This is a genomic window from Confluentibacter lentus (genome assembly GCF_002806995.1).
Classification (GTDB): domain Bacteria; phylum Bacteroidota; class Bacteroidia; order Flavobacteriales; family Flavobacteriaceae; genus Confluentibacter; species Confluentibacter lentus.
In genome coordinates this window covers 370835-388900 of the sequence record NZ_NIHE01000002.1, presented here as the reverse complement: position 1 = coordinate 388900, position 18066 = coordinate 370835, and the positions used below count along the sequence as shown (strand labels likewise).

The 18066-nt window shown below is 35.2% G+C and carries 17 protein-coding genes and 1 pseudogene; 10 read left to right on the top strand and 8 right to left on the bottom strand.

The features are described from left to right. Positions 1-17 precede the first annotated feature (17 nt). Positions 18-575, top strand: coding sequence for a class I SAM-dependent methyltransferase (locus tag CDH50_RS05635; protein WP_100610997.1), 558 nt, complete (start codon positions 18-20; stop codon positions 573-575). A 50-nt stretch (positions 576-625) separates the two neighbouring features. Here CDH50_RS05635 and pruA read toward each other — a convergent pair whose 3' ends face one another. Continuing rightward, positions 626-2251: an L-glutamate gamma-semialdehyde dehydrogenase gene (gene pruA / locus CDH50_RS05630; protein WP_100610995.1), complete on the bottom strand. Its 1626-nt coding sequence runs from the start codon at positions 2249-2251 to the stop codon at positions 626-628. A gap of 150 nt (positions 2252-2401) precedes the next feature. Here pruA and CDH50_RS05625 point away from each other — a divergent pair, with 150 nt between their 5' ends. From CDH50_RS05625 to CDH50_RS15240, 3 genes and pseudogenes are all read left to right on the top strand, one after another. Next, positions 2402-3127, top strand: coding sequence for an NRDE family protein (locus tag CDH50_RS05625; RefSeq protein ID WP_100610993.1), 726 nt, complete (start codon positions 2402-2404; stop codon positions 3125-3127). Then, positions 3120-4109: a DUF6695 family protein gene (locus CDH50_RS05620; protein ID WP_100610991.1), complete on the top strand. Its 990-nt coding sequence runs from the start codon at positions 3120-3122 to the stop codon at positions 4107-4109. The genes CDH50_RS05625 and CDH50_RS05620 overlap by 8 nt, the downstream gene beginning before the upstream one ends. Positions 4110-4218: 109 nt before the next feature. Continuing rightward, positions 4219-4335, top strand: a pseudogene (locus tag CDH50_RS15240) (IS110 family transposase); the annotation flags it as partial. A gap of 60 nt (positions 4336-4395) precedes the next feature. Here the strand turns inward: CDH50_RS15240 and CDH50_RS05610 are convergent. From CDH50_RS05610 to CDH50_RS05595, 4 genes are all read right to left on the bottom strand, one after another. Beyond that, positions 4396-4767, bottom strand: a complete 372-nt coding sequence (locus tag CDH50_RS05610) for a VOC family protein (RefSeq protein ID WP_100611267.1) — start codon at positions 4765-4767, stop codon at positions 4396-4398. Positions 4768-5062: 295 nt separating this feature from the next. Beyond that, entirely contained in the window at positions 5063-5632 is a 570-nt protein-coding gene (locus CDH50_RS05605) for a hypothetical protein (protein WP_100610990.1), read from the bottom strand. Positions 5633-5918: 286 nt separating this feature from the next. Next, the gene (gene apaG / locus CDH50_RS05600) at positions 5919-6305 is read right to left on the bottom strand and encodes a Co2+/Mg2+ efflux protein ApaG (RefSeq protein ID WP_100610988.1); all 387 of its coding nucleotides are present in this window, start codon (positions 6303-6305) and stop codon (positions 5919-5921) included. Positions 6306-6412: 107 nt separating this feature from the next. Next, positions 6413-7663 carry a type IX secretion system plug protein gene (locus tag CDH50_RS05595; protein ID WP_100610986.1) on the bottom strand — a complete coding sequence of 417 codons (1251 nt, stop codon included), beginning with the start codon at positions 7661-7663 and terminating at the stop codon, positions 6413-6415. 338 nt (positions 7664-8001) lie between these two features. Between CDH50_RS05595 and CDH50_RS05590 the strand changes: the two genes are divergently transcribed. The 6 genes from CDH50_RS05590 to nqrF all read left to right on the top strand — a co-directional run bounded on the left by CDH50_RS05590 (position 8002) and on the right by nqrF (position 14112). Beyond that, positions 8002-9360: a Na(+)-translocating NADH-quinone reductase subunit A gene (locus CDH50_RS05590; protein ID WP_100610984.1), complete on the top strand. Its 1359-nt coding sequence runs from the start codon at positions 8002-8004 to the stop codon at positions 9358-9360. Beyond that, positions 9357-10583 (top strand): NADH:ubiquinone reductase (Na(+)-transporting) subunit B, encoded by a 1227-nt coding sequence (locus tag CDH50_RS05585; protein WP_100610982.1) that lies wholly within the window; start codon positions 9357-9359, stop codon positions 10581-10583. Before CDH50_RS05590 ends, CDH50_RS05585 begins: the two co-directional genes overlap by 4 nt. 2 nt (positions 10584-10585) lie before the next feature. Continuing rightward, entirely contained in the window at positions 10586-11338 is a 753-nt protein-coding gene (locus tag CDH50_RS05580) for a Na(+)-translocating NADH-quinone reductase subunit C (RefSeq protein WP_100610980.1), read from the top strand. Positions 11339-11342: 4 nt separating this feature from the next. Beyond that, on the top strand, positions 11343-11987 hold the full coding sequence (locus tag CDH50_RS05575; RefSeq protein WP_100610978.1) for an NADH:ubiquinone reductase (Na(+)-transporting) subunit D: 645 nt from the start codon (positions 11343-11345) through the stop codon (positions 11985-11987). A gap of 86 nt (positions 11988-12073) precedes the next feature. Further along, positions 12074-12796, top strand: a complete 723-nt coding sequence (gene nqrE, locus CDH50_RS05570) for an NADH:ubiquinone reductase (Na(+)-transporting) subunit E (RefSeq protein ID WP_100610976.1) — start codon at positions 12074-12076, stop codon at positions 12794-12796. Between the two features lie 8 nt (positions 12797-12804). Continuing rightward, positions 12805-14112 (top strand): NADH:ubiquinone reductase (Na(+)-transporting) subunit F, encoded by a 1308-nt coding sequence (nqrF, locus tag CDH50_RS05565; RefSeq protein WP_100610974.1) that lies wholly within the window; start codon positions 12805-12807, stop codon positions 14110-14112. Between the two features lie 72 nt (positions 14113-14184). Here nqrF and CDH50_RS05560 read toward each other — a convergent pair whose 3' ends face one another. The 3 genes from CDH50_RS05560 to CDH50_RS05550 all read right to left on the bottom strand — a co-directional run bounded on the left by CDH50_RS05560 (position 14185) and on the right by CDH50_RS05550 (position 18018). Further along, a complete protein-coding gene (locus CDH50_RS05560) occupies positions 14185-14646 on the bottom strand; it encodes a Na(+)-translocating NADH-quinone reductase subunit F (RefSeq protein ID WP_100610973.1) in 462 nt (153 codons plus the stop codon). A gap of 136 nt (positions 14647-14782) precedes the next feature. Continuing rightward, positions 14783-17335, bottom strand: coding sequence for an ABC transporter permease (locus CDH50_RS05555; RefSeq protein ID WP_232731971.1), 2553 nt, complete (start codon positions 17333-17335; stop codon positions 14783-14785). Then, positions 17335-18018 (bottom strand): ABC transporter ATP-binding protein, encoded by a 684-nt coding sequence (locus CDH50_RS05550; protein ID WP_100610972.1) that lies wholly within the window; start codon positions 18016-18018, stop codon positions 17335-17337. Before CDH50_RS05550 ends, CDH50_RS05555 begins: the two co-directional genes overlap by 1 nt. Between the last annotated feature and the right edge of the window lie 48 nt (positions 18019-18066).

Sequence of the window (18066 nt, the reverse complement as noted above, 5' to 3'; positions counted from 1 at the left end):
AGTAAAGACATACACAAATGAATCAAAAACTAAAGACATCTTTTGCTTTTGCTAAAAACCTTATGGTTACTGGAGCTATATCGGAAACAAGTAGATATGTAGAGGTAAATATATGCAAGCATATTTCCAAAGAACCCAATAAAATTATTGTTGAATTTGGTACGGGACACGGCAACATTACTAGAGAAATACTCAGTACCATGTCTGATTCTTCCATTTTATACTCATTTGAAGTGAATGAAGATTTTTGCGAGTATGTTAGGGAAACCATTCAGGATGAGCGTTTGGTAATTATCAACGATGGCGCCGAGAATCTAAAAAAACATGTTAAAGCACCAATAAATGCGGTCATTTCGTCTATACCATTTACTTTTTTTAGTAAAGAAAAGGGAATGGATATTATTCAAAATGCTTACGACCTTTTAGAAGAAGATTGTTATTATAGCCAAGTTTTATATACCAAGTTTAATTTCAAAAAATTTCAAAAAATATTTGACCATTGCATTATAACAACTCATAAGAATTTAATAACGGAATATATTTATTACTGCAAAAAAATAAATAAAAAAGCATGACCAATTCTACTCAGTCATGCTGTGTTTTTTTAATTAAAAAAGTTATTGTATTATCCTAAAAACGGATACCTATAATCTGTTGGTGTTATAAACGTTTCTTTAATTAATCGTGGCGATACCCAACGCAATAGGTTTTGGGCACTGCCTGCCTTGTCGTTAGTTCCTGATGCTCTAGCACCACCAAATGGTTGCTGACCAACAACGGCACCAGTAGGTTTGTCGTTGATATAAAAATTCCCCGCACTATTTTGTAAGGCTGTTGTTGCTTCGGTAATGGCATATCTGTCAGTAGCTAAAACAGCACCGGTTAACGCATAGTCGCTGGTTTCATCAACGAGTTTTAAGGTTTCTGAAAACGCCTTATCTTCATAAATGTAAATGGTAATGACCGGTCCGAAAAGTTCGGTGCGCATGGTTTCGTATTTCGGATTGGTCGTTACAATAACGGTTGGTTCAATAAAATAACCTTTGCTTTTATCGTAATTACCACCAATGATAATCTCTGCATCGGCATCTTTTTTAGCTTGTTCAATATATTTCACAAGCTTATCAAAAGATCCTTCATGGATAACTGCCGTAATAAAATTGCCCATATCCTCAGGAGAACCCATTTTTAAGGATTTTACATCTGCAATCAGCTGTTTTTTTACATCTGTCCATAAACTTTTAGGTATATAGGCTCTTGAGGCAGCACTGCATTTCTGACCTTGAAATTCGAAAGCACCACGTACAATAGCGGTAGTAACTTGTTTTACATTTGCACTTTTGTGGGCTATAACGAAATCTTTACCACCGGTTTCGCCAACAATTCTTGGGTATGTTTTGTAATTATGGATGTTGTTTCCAATTTGTTTCCAAAGTTCTTTAAAAATAAACGTGGATCCCGTAAAGTGTAAGCCAGAGAAATCTGGACTGGATAAAACGGTATTTGTTATCATTACAGGGTCTCCGAAAACCACATTAATAACGCCGGCAGGAACACCTGCTTCTTCAAAAACGTCCATAATCACTTTGGCGGAATATATTTGGCTATCACTTGGTTTCCAAACCACCACATTGCCCATTAATGCCATACACGATGGTAAATTACCCGCAATAGCCGTAAAATTAAAAGGCGTTACAGCATACGTAAAACCTTCAAGCGGGCGATATTCCAATCGGTTCCAAACGTCGTTGGTGCTTTCAGGTTGCTCGGCGTAGATGTCCGCCATGAATTGTACATTGTATCTTAAAAAGTCAACAAATTCACAAGCAGCATCAATCTCAGCTTGATGTATGGTTTTAGACTGCGCTATCATGGTAGCGGCATTGATTTTGGCTCTATAAGGACCAGCGACTAATTCAGCAGCTTTTAAAAAGATAGCCGCGCGTTGTTCCCAAGGCATTTGCGACCATGTTTTTCTGGCTTCTAAAGCCGTCGAAATAGCAGCTTCAACATGCGATTTTTCAGCAAGATGGTAGGTGCCTACAATATGTTTATGGTCGTGTGGCGGTGACATGGTTTTAGTATTTCCTGTACTCACATGTTTTCCGTTAATGTATAAAGGCACATCAATTTTACTGTTGAACATATTTTTGTATGCTTTAAGAACCGCATCGCGCTCAGGACTTCCAGGAGCATACGTTTTTACAGGTTCGTTATAAGCAATTGGTACATTAAAAAAGCCTTTTCCCATGATAATCGATTTTTTGTTATTGAATTTTCAGTGAATAAGCCACAAATTTACGAATTATCTAAGGATTTTTTGGGGTGAAGCTTATTAAAACCTAGTTAAAATTTATTTATTTTTTGTAAGTTGGCTAGGTATTTTAAGACTAGATAGGTTATGTGTACAGTTACCATCATTCCGAAAGGTAAAAACAATTTTGTGATAACGTCCAATAGAGATGAAGACCCTAGTAGAACCTCTTTACCACCCTATTTCTATTCTATTGAAGAGGTTAAGATGTTATATCCAAAAGATGATCTATCTGGAGGTACATGGATTGGGATAAGCGAAAAAAATAGATTGGTATGTGTATTGAACGGCGGTTTTGTGTCTCATAAAAGGCAGTCCAGTTATAGATTAAGCAGAGGCGTTGTTGCGAAGGATTTTATGGTTTCTGAAGCTATAGAAACCACTATCCAAACCTATAAACTTACTAATATCGAACCGTTTACGATGGTTATAGCTGACTGGAATGATGCGCTTCGCTTCTTTGAGCTAGTTTGGGATGGCGAACAAAAACATGTTAAGGAATTGCCCTTAGAACCGCGAATTTGGTCGTCTGCAACTTTATATTCTGAAACGATGCGGAACGAGCGGTTGCAATGGTTCAATACCTTTAAATCTGAAAACAAATTAAAATCCGACACGCTTTTACAATTTCATAAAACGGCTGGAGCAGGAAATGAGGATTATGGTGTTATTATGAACCGAGGCTTTGTTAAAACGACTAGTATCACACAAGTGGAAAAGACCAACGATAGCCTGAAAATGCATTACGAAAATCTTCAAAATGAAATGGTAACGGATACTATTTTTAACCTTCCGCAAACCGTCAATGACTAATACGGGAATCATTTTAACGTTGGCGTATCCCGAAACGATTGTCATGGTTTCAAACGAATGGTTTTCTCCTTATTTACGATTTTTGGGTGTTGGAAAAAAGAATTATTTAATGGCGGGTCATGCTGCATTGGTGTTGATAAATAAAGAAACTGGGCTTTTAGAATACCATGATTTTGGCAGATATATCACCTCTGAACCTCACGGAAGAGTTAGAGGAAAAGATACCGATAATGAATTAGATTTTCCGTTAACAGCGAAAATAAAAGATGGGAACATTGAAAACTTGAACGAGATTTTAGAGTTTTTAGGAACGCACCCCAAATTAACGCATGGCGATGGAAAATTAGTAGCTTCTGTTTGTAACGCCATAGATTACCAAAAAGCGAGAACCCACATCACCCAAATGCAAGAGCAACATTTTATTAGATACGCCGCCTTTATAAAGGATGCCTGTAATTGTGCCCGATTTGTAACCGATACATTAATTGCTTCAGTAACGGATTTAAAAATTAAAAAGAAATTGGAGACCTCCAATTGGTTTACGCCCAGCACCGTTGGCAATGTGTTGTTGGCAAATACGGAAGCACATGCGTTTGAAGTTTCAGAAAAAGGGGTGATTTCTAAATATACAGGCTCTCAAAAAAGAGAAAACATGCGTTGTTTTTTAGATAAATTAGAAAACCATCAGCCCAATTTTATAGGAACCTTAGAGCCAAAACCAATTGCTGATTTACATGAAAACGCCCAGTGGTTATCTGGTATTGCTGCTGGTGCTTGGTTTGAACTTCATGAAACGTCTAGTAACTCACATTACAGATTTAGACGCATTTCACCGCATGGAAACGTAGATGTGGATGCTGAATATGTAGTTGATGATTCTGCATTTAATTACCATAAACCTTTTGAATTTGTGCATTATTCAAACTGCAAATTTTTTCATGTGAAGCAGGGTGAGGCGGTTTTTAGGTTTGAGAGGGTCTAATAATAATTTTTATTGGATTTTTGACATCTAAAATCGAAACCCAGCAAACAAGCAATCAACTTTGTGCCAGCTAAAACTAGCAATTTTTTATATAAGCATTGTGTCACAAGGAAAAAGTAAAAAGTTGGCTTTGTTGGCGGTTTGCAATAAACTGTTAAAACAGGCCTTTGCAATTGCTAAATCGGGAATGGTATATAATGAAAACTTTGTTTCAAAAATGGCTTAAAAAGATTTGTTTTTTAGCTCAGTTCTTTGTTACCTGCTGGCTTTTTTCGGTTGAATCTTTTTAACGATGTTGGTCAATTAAAATCGTATTTCCATCTGGGTCAGTCAGCATAATACTGGCAGGTCCGGAAGTTTTTTCATCTGCCTCGCTCATTAATTTAATTCCTGTATTTTTTAGCAGTTGCTGAATTTCTCTAACATCATCAAATTTTTCTATGTTATTGGCATTTTCATCCCATCCTGGATTAAACGTCAAAATGTTACCTTCAAACATTCCTTGGAATATTCCGATAAGTGCGTTTTCATTTTTCAATATTAGGTAATTCTGTTTCATGCTACCTGCAAAAACCTTAAACCCTAAATTTTCATAAAACTGCTTTGATGTTTCAAGATTCTTAACATTTAGACTAATAGAGAATGCGCCTAATTTCATATTGTTTTCTTCTTCTTTATTCATAATTATAAGTGATTGGTTATCCATTTTGTGTTGTTGTGCAAAAATAGTGTTGATGTAAAAACCGATTCCGAATGATGTGAGAATCGCTAATATTGTTAATGTAATGTTTCTGGTTTTCATATTTTCTGTTTTTTTTCAGCTTGCAGGTAACGTTTTTGTGTAAGGAACGTTGCGTGTTTGAGAGCGAGGATTTTCCGCAGGAAAATCAGAGCGGGCAAAAGTGCAACGACCAAACTGTTTAACTAAAATAAGCAATGTTTTTTACACGGTGTTATGCAACGTTATTATTTTCTCTTCCATTTAATTTATTCAATATTAGTATTAAGCCTAAAGCAAAAATCGTAACTCCCAATGCGGTATAAACTAAATTGCTAAAAAGAAAATAGCCTAATCCCATAAAAACTGCTCCAAATATTGTTAGTAAAAAACCAATTAAATTAGATTTTAAATAATTCATTGCGTGAATCGAAAGTCCTAGAAATAGTAAAGAAGGGCCGACATAAACAAAAGGAAAAGCAATTGCAGGTGTGTTTGCCAATCTATTGTAGAACTCATTTCGACCTTCGTTGTTATTTCCGAAACTCCACGAAATGAAGTCAATTGTATTTAGTCCAATAAATGCTATTACTCCTAAAATTGTTAATGTTGTAGCGATTTTTCCGATTCTGTTTTTTGGAAATATTTTATTAAAATTTAAAAGTAATACTGCTCCAATCAAGTTTAACCAATGAGCAAAATCAATTGGTTTTTGATTGTGAGCAAACTCATTTCCTTTTGTAAATATCCAATAGCTTATTACAAAGAGGGAAAGTCCAATTATACAATTAGTTTTTGATTTCAATGGTAGTTTTTAATGTTGCATAACTAGTTATATGTTGATAAATATAATCATTATCTCACAAATAATTCTGTATAATGGGAAATTCTATTCCTCATTTTATAACTAAGATAATTGGTTTGCTCTGTATTCGCGTTAGGGATTGCAGCGGCATCCTTTTCATTGTGATTCCTGCGAAAGCGGGAATCACAATGAAAAGATATAGCAAAAAGCCCGACCCGATAGGGTAACGCCAAAATTCTCAATAAAATTCAGCAGTTTGCTTCGTCGCTCACTCCTCGCAATGACGTTAGTTTATAGCAAAAGGAGCGCTTAACTTAAATGTAGGGATATTAACTTTAAAATTTTTAGCAGTTGTAAAGTTAATCATACTGTAATGTCCAGACATGGCACCAAAAGGAGAGGTTAGCAAACAACCAGACGTGTAGGTGTGCGATTCGCCAGGTTTTAAAACTGGTTTTTTACCAATAACGCCTTCACCAGAAACAATTTCTACATTGTTTAGGGCATCTAAAATTTCCCAATGACGGGCATTAAGCTGAACGGAATCTTTACTTTGGTTTTCAATAGTTACGGTATAACCAAAAGCGTACTGTATTTTATAGTTTTTATAAAACGAGCCTTCGAAGGTAGTTTCCACCGAAATTTTTATGCCTTTTGTTACTTGTTGAACCATATTTGTTAGTAATATGCCGTGTATTTAATGTTGCTAAATTAATAAATATTAATATGTTAGCCCAATTTTTAAACGTCTTTAAAATAAATTATAACGATTAATTAACTTTAATTGGAGATATTTATGGAACTGCCTTCGCCCAAGCCAATAATTTTATCGTATCGAGCGCCTAAATCCCTGTAATAAACAAGCACTTTATAATTGTTTTCGGTTTGATAAAAATTGCCGCTAACGGCACCTTCATCTAAAGTATTATCTGTATTCACAACCACATATTTATAATTATAGAAGCCTTGTTTTAGCAAGATCTCTTTTTTATAGACGTTATCTTGTTCGTCGTAAACCATTTTATTGCTCTCCTCTAGGGCATAATTATTATAATTGCCATATACATAAATATCCTTGTTTTTAAACGACGGGTCAGGTTGTAAAGAAAAATGTATCCAAACATAATCGGCTTCAATACCTGGGTTTTCAGCATCAATATTATTAATTACATAATTACCATTAATATCTGGATTATAGGTGTATGGCCTTTTCGCCCTAGAAAAATTGGTGAATAAATAATTGTGGTACAGTTCCTTTAAATCAACATATTGAACACCGGTACTGGCAGCTCTTACATCTTTATTTTCAAAATACAAATATTCGTTGCCGCCCCAAAAGCTGGTTTCATGGTCGTATTTATAAATTAACTGATTGCCAATGGTATATTGCGGTTTTAAGTTTGAAATAGCAGTATTTAAATTATTATTTTGAACAATAACCACATTCACATTTTCCTTTGGATTGTTAAGCTGTAAATTATTTGAAGTTATCACGATATCAACGCGTTGCTTGGCTTCTATAAACTCAATACTTCTGGAACGTTTGAGGCTAATACCCACATTGGCAGTATCTTCATAAATCATGAATTTTCTAGAAAAAACCAATTCATCATTATTATTAAATATTTGCATCATGTAATTCCCTGAAATCTTCAACCTTTTGGTTTGTTCATTGGGAATGGTAAGTTTATAGTGGGAATAAATTTGATAGGTGTTGAATGAGTTTTCGTAATTTCTAATGCGTTGGTTGTCAAAACCATCCATATATTCTGTTTTTACCAAAACAGAAGGTGTCCAATCGTAATTATAATGTTGGATTTTATAGTAGTAATCACTTTCATTACCATTTAACGCATCAAACTCCAAGACCAGATAGTCGCCAAGTCGTAACACAGGCAATTGGCTTTCGGCGGTATTTCCTTTAAAGTAAATGGTTTTTATAAAATCTGGTGGATTTACTTCATTAACTTGGCAAAAGGCACTAGTATATATAAATATAAAACAATATAAAAAGATGTGTTTAAGCGGCATTACAAAGCAGTTTTTTGTAAATATAAACAAAATTTAGGCCAGAAAATTATTAGAAAGGAAGACGTTTATTTCAAGTGATGGGATTATGAAGCTGTAAAAGACTGTAAATAACTACCAAAATGAATTGAAAGTATTTAAAAATTACCCACGTTGATAACATTTTTTTATCGAATTTTAAGACTTTTTTATTTGAAAATAAGGAAAAAATATCACCTTAGCAGTTTTGTTATTTAGAATCTTTATAAATAGTTAAAATTCTATATTAATAGCTTTTAAATGGCTATTTTTAATTTGTAAATTTGCCCCGATTTTTAGACAATAATTTCAATAAAAAAAATATGTCAAAAGACATTCTCATTAAAAAAGGTCTAGACATTAAACTTAAAGGTGAAGCTGAAAAAACCCTTGAAAAGGCAATTTTAAGCAACTTTTATACTTTAAGGCCTGAAGATTTCCACGGACTAACACCTAAATTAATTTCTAAAGTTGGATCAAAAGTAAATGCGGGAGACCCTGTATTTTATGATAAATCCAACGAAAACATTAAGTTTGTTTCCCCAGTTTCTGGAGAGATTTTAGAAATTAATCGTGGTGAAAAGCGAAGAATATTATCTGTAAAAATTCAAGCAGATAAAACTCAAACCTATAAAGATTATGGTATTATCAATCCAGATACAGCGAATGCCGAGGCTATCAAAGCGCGCTTATTGGAATCTGGATGTTGGGCATTTATCAAGCAACGTCCGTACGACGTGATTGCTAACCCAAACAAATCGCCAAAAGCCATCTTTATTTCTGGTTATGCAACAGCGCCGTTGGCAGCCGATTTGGATTTCACTCTAAAAGGTAAAGAAGCTGAATTGCAAGCAGCGGTTACCGCATTAGGGAAACTTACCGCAGGCAAAGTGCATGTGGGAATTGGAAAATCTTCAAACTCACCTTTAGCTGGGTTAAATGGTATTACCCTTCATAAAATTTCTGGGCCACATCCATCAGGAAATGTCGGTACATTAATCAATAAAATTGATCCTGTAAATAAAGGAGAGGTGGTTTGGACCGTTAATGCACAAGATTTAGTGATTATTGGCGAATTGCTTTTAACAGGGAAATTCAATGCAGAACGAATTGTAGCTTTAGTTGGGTCTTCTATTGAAAAACCAAGATATTTTGTTACAAAACTTGGTTGCGAAGTTGCTACCATTATTTATGATAAAGGCATTCCTCAAGATGCTCATGTGAGAATCATTTCTGGAAATGTATTAAGTGGTAAACATATTAAACCAGATGGTTATTTAGATTATTATAGCAATGTCATTACCGTCATTCCAGAAGGTGATGATTATGAATTGTTTGGTTGGAACAAACCGGTTTTCAATAAAATTTCAACTACAAGAGCGTTAACGTTTTCTTGGTTAAATCCTAAAAAGGAATACGAATTAGATACCAATACCAATGGTGAGCACCGTGCTTTTGTTACAACAGGTAATTATGAAGAAGTATTTCCTTTGGATATTTACCCAATGCAAATCTTAAAGGCATGTATGTATAAAGATTTAGATGAAATGGAAGCTTTAGGAATGTATGAAGTTGCTCCTGAGGATTTTGCGTTAACAGAATTTATTTGCGTGTCTAAACAACCACATCAAGATATTATAAGAAAGGGCTTAGACTTAATGCTTAAAGAGATAGGAGAATGAGTTTAAAAAGTAATTTACACAATTTAAAGGAAAAGTATAAGGGCACTAAAATGGCGCCTGCGTTTAATGCGTTACATACTTTTTTATATACGCCAAATGATACCACGCACAACGGTACACATATTAAGGCAGCAGACGATTTAAAGCGTACCATGAATACGGTTATCATGGCCATGTTGCCCTGTTTAATTTTTGGTATGTTCAATGCGGGTTATCAACATAACTTGGCAGTTGGCGATATTCAGGCGGTAACTTCGGGGTTTTTTAGTTCAGAGTTTTGGACATTGGATAACTTTATGATCGGTTTTTGGAAAATCATACCATTGGTTATCGTGTCTTACGGTGTTGGTTTAGGTGTTGAGTTTTTATTCGCTATCATTAAAAAACACGAGGTAGAAGAAGGTTATTTGGTAACAGGTATGCTTGTGCCTCTAATTGTACCTATTGATATTCCACTGTGGATGTTAGCCATTGCCGTTATATTCGGTGTTGTTATTGGGAAAGAAGTTTTTGGTGGTACCGGAATGAATATATTAAATCCGGCATTAACCATCAGAGCCTTTTTATTCTTTGCGTATCCAACTTGGATGAGTGGTGATAAAGTTTGGGTTGAAGGTGCTGTTCAGAGAACCAAAGATATTGCTGCAGGGGCCAATTTAGATGCCATCTCAGGAGAAACTATATTAGGAAGTTTGGCTCAAGGAAAAGACATGGCATACTCGGTATCAGATATGTTTTTCGGGTTTATTCCCGGTTCTATTGGAGAAACATCCACATTACTCATCATCTTAGGAGGATTATTTTTAATCTTTACCAAAATAGGAAGTTGGAGAATCATGCTGTCTTCTGTGCTTGGGGCAATAACCATGGGATTAATTTTCAATCAAGTGGTCAGCGCTGGTATTATTACGGAAAGCAGTAAATTTTATACGTTAATGAGTACGCCTTTTTGGCAACATTTAATTATAGGAGGTTTTGCTTTTGGGGTGGTGTTTATGGCAACCGATCCGGTAACGGCATCGCAAACCAATATAGGAAAATGGTATTACGGATTTTTTATAGGATTCATTTCTATATTAATTCGTGTGTTCAATCCTGCTTATCCAGAAGGTGTGATGTTGGCCATTCTATTAATGAATGTGTTTGCACCAACCATTGACCATTATGTCATTCAAGGAAACATCAAACAGAGATTGAAACGTTTAAAAGTTAAAACAGCGTAATTATGGAAAATAGAACAGATAAAAATTCATATACCATCATTTTTGCCATTGTTATGGTTTTAGTTGTGGGCTCTGTTTTAGCGTATGCAGCGTCTTCATTAAAAGGAAAAATTTCAGAAAACCAGCGTATTGAAAAGCAACAAAATATTTTGTATGCATTTGGTATTAATGAAAACGATGAAACCAGCGCCAATTTTGTGGCTGCTGATAAAGTTGCAGGAGAATTTTCAAAATATGTTACCAAGCAATTGGTAATTCAAGATGGAAATGTAACAGAAGACGATCAAGCTTATTTGATAGATGTTAAAAAAGAAAAATCAAACTCTAAAAGTGATGAGTCGAAAAGACGTTTACCATTGTTTGTTGGTGAGATTGATGGAAAAACAATGTATGTAGTGCCCATTTATGGTAAAGGACTTTGGGATGCCATTTGGGGTTATGTGGGCATGGATGAAAACATGGTGATACAAGGCGCTTATTTTGATCATAAAGGAGAAACACCAGGACTAGGAGCAAACATAAAAGAACGTTATTTTATGGACGATTTTATAGGTGAACACCTATTGGATGAATCAGGGGAATTTGTAGGTATTACTGTTGCAAAAGGAAATGCAGATCCAACAAATCAAAGAAAAACGGATAACGCTGTTGATGCCTTAGCAGGTGCAACGATTACAGGTGATGGTGTTACTGCGATGATACGAAGTGATTTGAAGCTTTATGCGCCTTATTTTAAATCTTTAAAAAATAATTAATAACATGGGACTTTTATCAAAAAAAGACAGTAAATTAATACTTGATCCATTAACTGATAATAATCCAATTACCATACAGGTTCTTGGTATATGTTCTGCATTGGCCATTACGGCACAGTTAAAAGCATCTATTGTAATGGCACTTTCTGTTATGGCAGTATTAGCGGTTGGTAACGTTGTTATTTCTTTAATGAGAAATATTATTCCTTCTAAAATCAGAATTATTACACAATTAGTGGTAGTAGCTGCTTTGGTTATTATAGTAGATCAAATTTTAAAGGCATTTTCATACGAACTAAGTAAAACATTATCGGTTTTTGTTGGATTGATTATTACAAACTGTATCATCATGGGACGTTTTGAAGCATTTGCTTTAGCCAATGGTCCTTGGAAATCATTTCTAGATGGAATTGGTAACGCTGCTGGATATGGTTTAATATTAGTCATCGTTGGCTTTTTTAGAGAATTATTAGGTTCAGGTACCTTATTAGGATTTAAAGTTTTAGGAGACCCCATTGAAAAAACAGGATTATATGCTTTAGGATATGAAAATAATGGTTTTATGTTACTATCTCCTATGGCTTTGATTGTTTTGGGCATTATCATCTGGATTCAACGTAGTAGAAATAAAGCTTTAATAGAAGATTAAATTTAGTTGATGGTTTATGGTTTTTAGGCGATAGTTTTCACCAACAACCAATAACCAACAACCAACAACCAACAACAAATGGAATTATGGAACACATAGAATTATTTTTCAAATCAATATTTATAGATAACATGGTATTTGCCACATTCTTGGGGATGTGTTCTTATCTTGCGGTATCTAAAAAAGTAGCCACAGCTGTTGGTTTAGGTGCAGCGGTTATTTTTGTTATGCTAATTACGGTACCATTAAACTGGTTGTTAGACCATTATCTTTTACAGCCGGGTGCATTAGCTTGGTTGGGCGAAGGTTATGCCGATTACGACTTAAGTTTCTTATCATTCATCATGTTTATTGCAACCATTGCAACCATGGTACAACTAGTAGAAATTGTTGTTGAAAAATTTTCACCTTCATTATATAATTCGTTAGGCATATTTTTACCACTTATTGCTGTAAACTGTGCAATTTTAGGAGGGTCGTTATTTATGCAATCCCGTGAAATTCCAACTTTAGGTTTGGCAACAGTTTACGGAGTTTCTTCAGGAATTGGATGGTTTTTGGCCATTTTAGCAATTGCTGCCATTCGTGAAAAAATTAGATACTCAAATGTACCTCCAGCATTAAGAGGATTAGGAATCACATTCATCATCACAGGTTTAATGGCGATTGGATTTATGAGCTTTGGTGGTATGTTAACTGGAGGCGATGAAGCTAAGAAGGAAACAACAAAAACAGTAAAGGTTGAAGAACCTTCTACAGATACAGATAAAGCAAAAAAGGAGTTAGCTAATAACACTGAAAATAATTAAGCAAGATGATGATTTTAGCAATAGGTACATTAGGAACAATTATAGCTACGGTAACCGTATTTTTAATAATTACCTTATTATTAGTGGCGTTGTTATTAGTAGTTAAACAAAAACTATCCCCTTCTGGGCCAGTAAAGATTACTATCAATGGTGAAAGGGAAATAGAAGTAAGTTCCGGAGGTTCTTTACTTTCTACTTTAGGAAATCAAAAAATATTTTTACCATCAGCTTGTGGAGGTGGTGGTACTTGTATTCAATGTGAATGCCACGTACTCTCTGGTGGTGGTGAAGCATTACCTACAGAAACGCCTCATTTTACACGTAAAGAATTACAGCATGGTGCGCGTTTGGCATGCCAGGTTAAAGTAAAACAAGACATGAATATTACCATTCCTGAAGAGGTATTTGGTATTAAGAAATGGGAAGCAACCGTTGTGCGTAATTATAATGTGGCGTCCTTTATTAAGGAGTTTGTTGTTGAAATTCCAGAAGATATGGGTTACAAAGCAGGGGGTTATATTCAAATTGAAATTCCACCTTGTGAAGTTAAATATTCTGATATTGATATTACTGCACATCCTGAAGAACATGAAACACCCGATAAATTCAAAGCAGAATGGGATAAATTTGGGTTGTGGTCTTTGGTTATGAAAAATAACGAAACGGTTGAAAGAGCTTATTCCATGGCGTCTTACCCAGCTGAAGGTAGAGAAATCATGTTAAACGTACGTATTGCAACCCCGCCTTGGGATAGAAATAAAAATGGCTGGATGGATGTTAATCCTGGAGTAGCCTCATCCTATATATTCAATCAGAAAAAAGGTGATAAAGTAACGATTTCTGGTCCTTACGGAGAGTTCTTTATTAATGAGTCTAATTCTGAAATGCTATATGTTGGTGGTGGTGCTGGTATGGCTCCTATGCGTTCACACTTATATCATTTATTCAAAACCTTAAAAACAGGAAGAAAAGTAACGTATTGGTATGGTGGACGTTCTAAACGTGAGTTGTTCTATTTAGATCATTTTAAGCAATTGGAGGATAGTTTCCCTAATTTTAAATTCTATTTGGCATTGTCTGAGCCTTTACCAGAAGATAACTGGAAAGTAAAGGCAGATATTGATGCGCCTGGAGATGGTTTTGTTGGGTTTATACATAATTGTGTGATTGATAATTATTTAAGCAAACACGAATCACCAGAAGATATTGAATTGTATTTCTGTGGGCCACCATTAATGAACAAAGCAGTTCAAAAAATGGGAGAAGATTTTGGTATCCCAGATGAACATATCCGTTTTGATGACTTTGGAGGATAATGCAAGTATATTTATAAATAAAAACCCAACAAATGTGTTGGGTTTTTTTGTTTGTAATAAAACTTATGAAAATTAAATTAAGATTCCTTTTAATCGATACCTAGGTCTGTCATTTTCAAATTCAAATAATTTGGTGTAATCCATAATATTGGAAACACCATCCAATTCACATAGAAAAGTAATGACTTCGGTTAAACCATCAAACAAAATATCTTTATTCTTAGGATTTTCAGGTTTGAAGTTTTTATGATGAATAGGTAATTGATAGCCACATGCTTTTAAAAAGATGGCTTCAATTTTCAATAATTCTAAAGGTGAATAGCCATTAAATTTTCTTCCAAACGATTCATGAACTTGTCCAACATAGTTTAGCTCCAAAGAGCCATGATGGTCTGAAAAATGTTTCCAATTATCCGTATTGTCTAACATATTGCCAACAGCACATTGTTTACAACATTCAGGATGTAGTTGATTGTTGTGAAATGCTGTATATAATTTTTTTATGGCCTGCTCTAAACGAATTGAAGTTTCCATTTTTTATTTCTAAGATATAAAAAAAATGACAATTTTTTATTTCGTAATGTCATTTATAACTTTCAAACCAAATTTTAGTTCTTTAAAACTGATACCTCCATTTAAGATTCCATTGTCATTTCAAAAGTGCTTCTAGCTAATTATTTTCTTTTCTTAATACCTCTAAAGGCGTATTATTAATAACACTTCTACTATTGGCTAGACCAATGCCCACGACTAAAAGTGTAATCAAAGGAAATAGAACAACAAATGGAATGATGGAAGGTGTAAAGGGTGTTTTAAAAATCCACAAAGCCAATAACTGACTGCTAACCAGAGATAGTAAAATGCCCGTTAAACTACCAATGATTCCCAAGTAAGTATATTCCAAGGCAATCATTTTAAGTATCTGATTGCTTTTGGCTCCAAGAGTTCTCAGTAATACACTTTCCCTTATTCGTTGGTGTTTGCTGGTACGCACGGCACCAATGAGTACAATGATTCCTGTAAGGATACTAAAGAATGCCATAAAGTTGATAATCCAACCAATTTTATCCAACAGTTTTTCGACCATATTTAATATTTGTCGCAAATCCAAAATAGAAACATTTGGGAACTTAGTTACCAGTTCCTGTTGTAAAATGGCAGAAGCCTGTTCATTCGGAACATTGGTTGTTATTACCCTAAATTGAGGCGCATTTTCCAATACACCTCGTGGGAACAACACCGTAAAATTTGGTTGCATTGTGCTCCAGTCTACCGCTCTGATACTGCCCACAACCGTATTGATTAAAACGCCTTGTACGTTAAAGGTAATGTTGTCGCCAATCGTTACATTGGTATCTTCCACAAAATTATCGCTTACCGAAATGGGAACTAAATTATTAGTGGTTACCTCAGGAGTAAATGTACCCGATTGTAATGTTTCTGATGCCGTAAGTGAATTGCGATAGGTTACCCTAAATTCGTGGCTTAATACCCATCTGCGTATTGTAGACGTCGTATCCTCTCGTATTTCATTTACTGTTTTTCCGTCAATGCTGTGAATGCGCATGGTTACAATAGGGATATTGTCTATCAATGGATATGAATTATCAGTAATGATGGAGGCAACTTGCTCTATTTGTTCATTTTGAATATCGAGCAATATCATATTGGCACTATTGGCTTTCCTTTCAATAGATGCTTGCGCCAACAATAGATTCTTGCTAAAATACAGTGTGCTAATCAAAAAAGTTCCAACGCCAATGGTCATTACCAATACTAGCGTTTGATTTTTTGGGCGATACAAATTGAGCATACTGGTTCGAGCCACAAATCCCCAAGAATGCGGGAAGAATTTTTTTATCGTTTTCATAAACCCATGAGCTATGCCACCAAGTATTAAAAAAGTTATGATGATACCAATAAGAAAGGCAAAAGCGAACGTAATGTCTTTTAATAAACAATAGGCAAACAAAAAAATAAAGGAGAATATGGCTGCCAAAACAAGTAATCCAGCTTTTGTTGATTTTGAATTGTTATTTTCCTCAATACGAAGAGTCTGTAATGGCGATGTATAAATAGTACCAATCAACGGATACAAGGCAAACAAAACAGACATAAAAACGCCTAGTAATATACCTGAATAAATGGCTGTTGGCACGAGTGTTATTTCAACTTCTACGGGCAATAAGCCTTCCAAAATCAAAGGGAACAATTGTTGCAAAAATAATCCAACCAATGCACCAATAAAACCACTTACTAACCCTACAAAACCAATTTGAAGGAGGTAGATTAAAAAGGTTTGTTTTTTGGTGGCTCCCAAACATTTTAAGATTGCTATAGATCGTAGTTTTTCTTTAATATAAATATGAACTGCACTGGCAATGCCCACACAACCCAATAATAAGGCTATAAAGGCGACAAGATTAAGAAACTTACCAAAATTGTCATAGCGCCTTCCCAGCCTTTCACTAGTCGAAGTATGAATGTCCAAATCAGCATCTATAGCATGTAGTTTCTCACTAAGGGCTTCGTTTAGGAGTTCTAAGTCAGTCCCAGGTTTAGCAACAAAATAAAACTCATAATCTAACCGGCTACCTGTTTGTACAAGTCCAGAAGCCTCGATATAGCTATAGGGAATAACAACAGGCGGCGCTATAGAACTGGACAATGAATTGCTGCCAGCGACAGATTTTAAGGCACCTCCAATTGGTAATGTGGCATTTCCTATTTTTATAGTGTCCCCAGGCTTGAGTCCAAATTGTAGCATTAACGTAGCATCAACCAATGCCGTTCTCTGTTCTTGGTAGGTAGTTGCTGCTAATACTGGTTCTGTTTCCATAGCACCATAAAAAGGAAAATCACCCTCAATACCACGTACTTGTGCCAACTTTGACCCTTCTTGATTTGGAAAAGCGACCATGGAAGCAAAACTAATTTCACGGGAATCAAAACCTCCCAAAGAATCCATAATGACAAGTAAGCTATCGCTAGGGGCTTTATCACTATCAATCTTAAAATCACTTCCCATTAAAGATTTGGACTGAGAGGCAATATTACGTTTTAGATTGTCGCTAAAGGATTGTATGGAAACAAGTGCGGCTATTCCCAATACAATCGACGCCATAAAAAGCATTAACTTTTTCCAGCTGGATTTTCCATCGCGCCATGCCATTTTTAACAGCCAAACCAGTCCTGCTTTTGAAACATTTGTTTTTTCAACCATTAAGATAATGTTGTGTTTTCTATAATGCTTCCACTCTTAAGTTTAAGAATATGATTGGTTTTTTGTGCCAATTCCATATCGTGGGTTATAATGACTAGGGTCGTGCCTAATTCTTTATTAAGTTCAAAAAGCAACTGAATCACCTTTTCTCCTGTTTCGGCATCGAGATTGCCAGTGGGTTCATCGGCAAATAGTATGGTAGGGTTATTGGAAAAGGCTCTTGCCAATGCCACCCGCTGTTGTTCTCCTCCTGATAATTGTGAAGGATAATGATCCAAGCGGTCGCCCAGTCCTACTTTTTCCAAAAGTTCTATAGCTTTTTTGCTGGCCAGTTTATTACCTTGAAGTTCAAGTGGTACTGCTACATTCTCTAAAGCCGTTAGCGTTGGCAACAATTGGAAGTCCTGAAAAATAAAGCCTACATTTTGATTTCGAAGCTGGGCAAGTTCATCTTCACTTAGATGGCCAGTTTGGGTGTTGCAAAGTTCTATGGTCCCAGAATCGGGTTTGTCCAAACCGGCGCATAAACCAAGTAATGTGGTTTTTCCACTTCCTGATGGCCCAACGATAGAAAAAGTATCCTTGGCTTCAACAGAAAAACTGATGTCCTTGAGAATAGTGAGTTTTTTTGAACCACTGAAATAACTTTTCCCTAAGTTATTAACGTTTAATATCTTTGTCATGAATTTTTTAGGGTGTATTTTGAATATATCCGACAAATTAGAAAAATG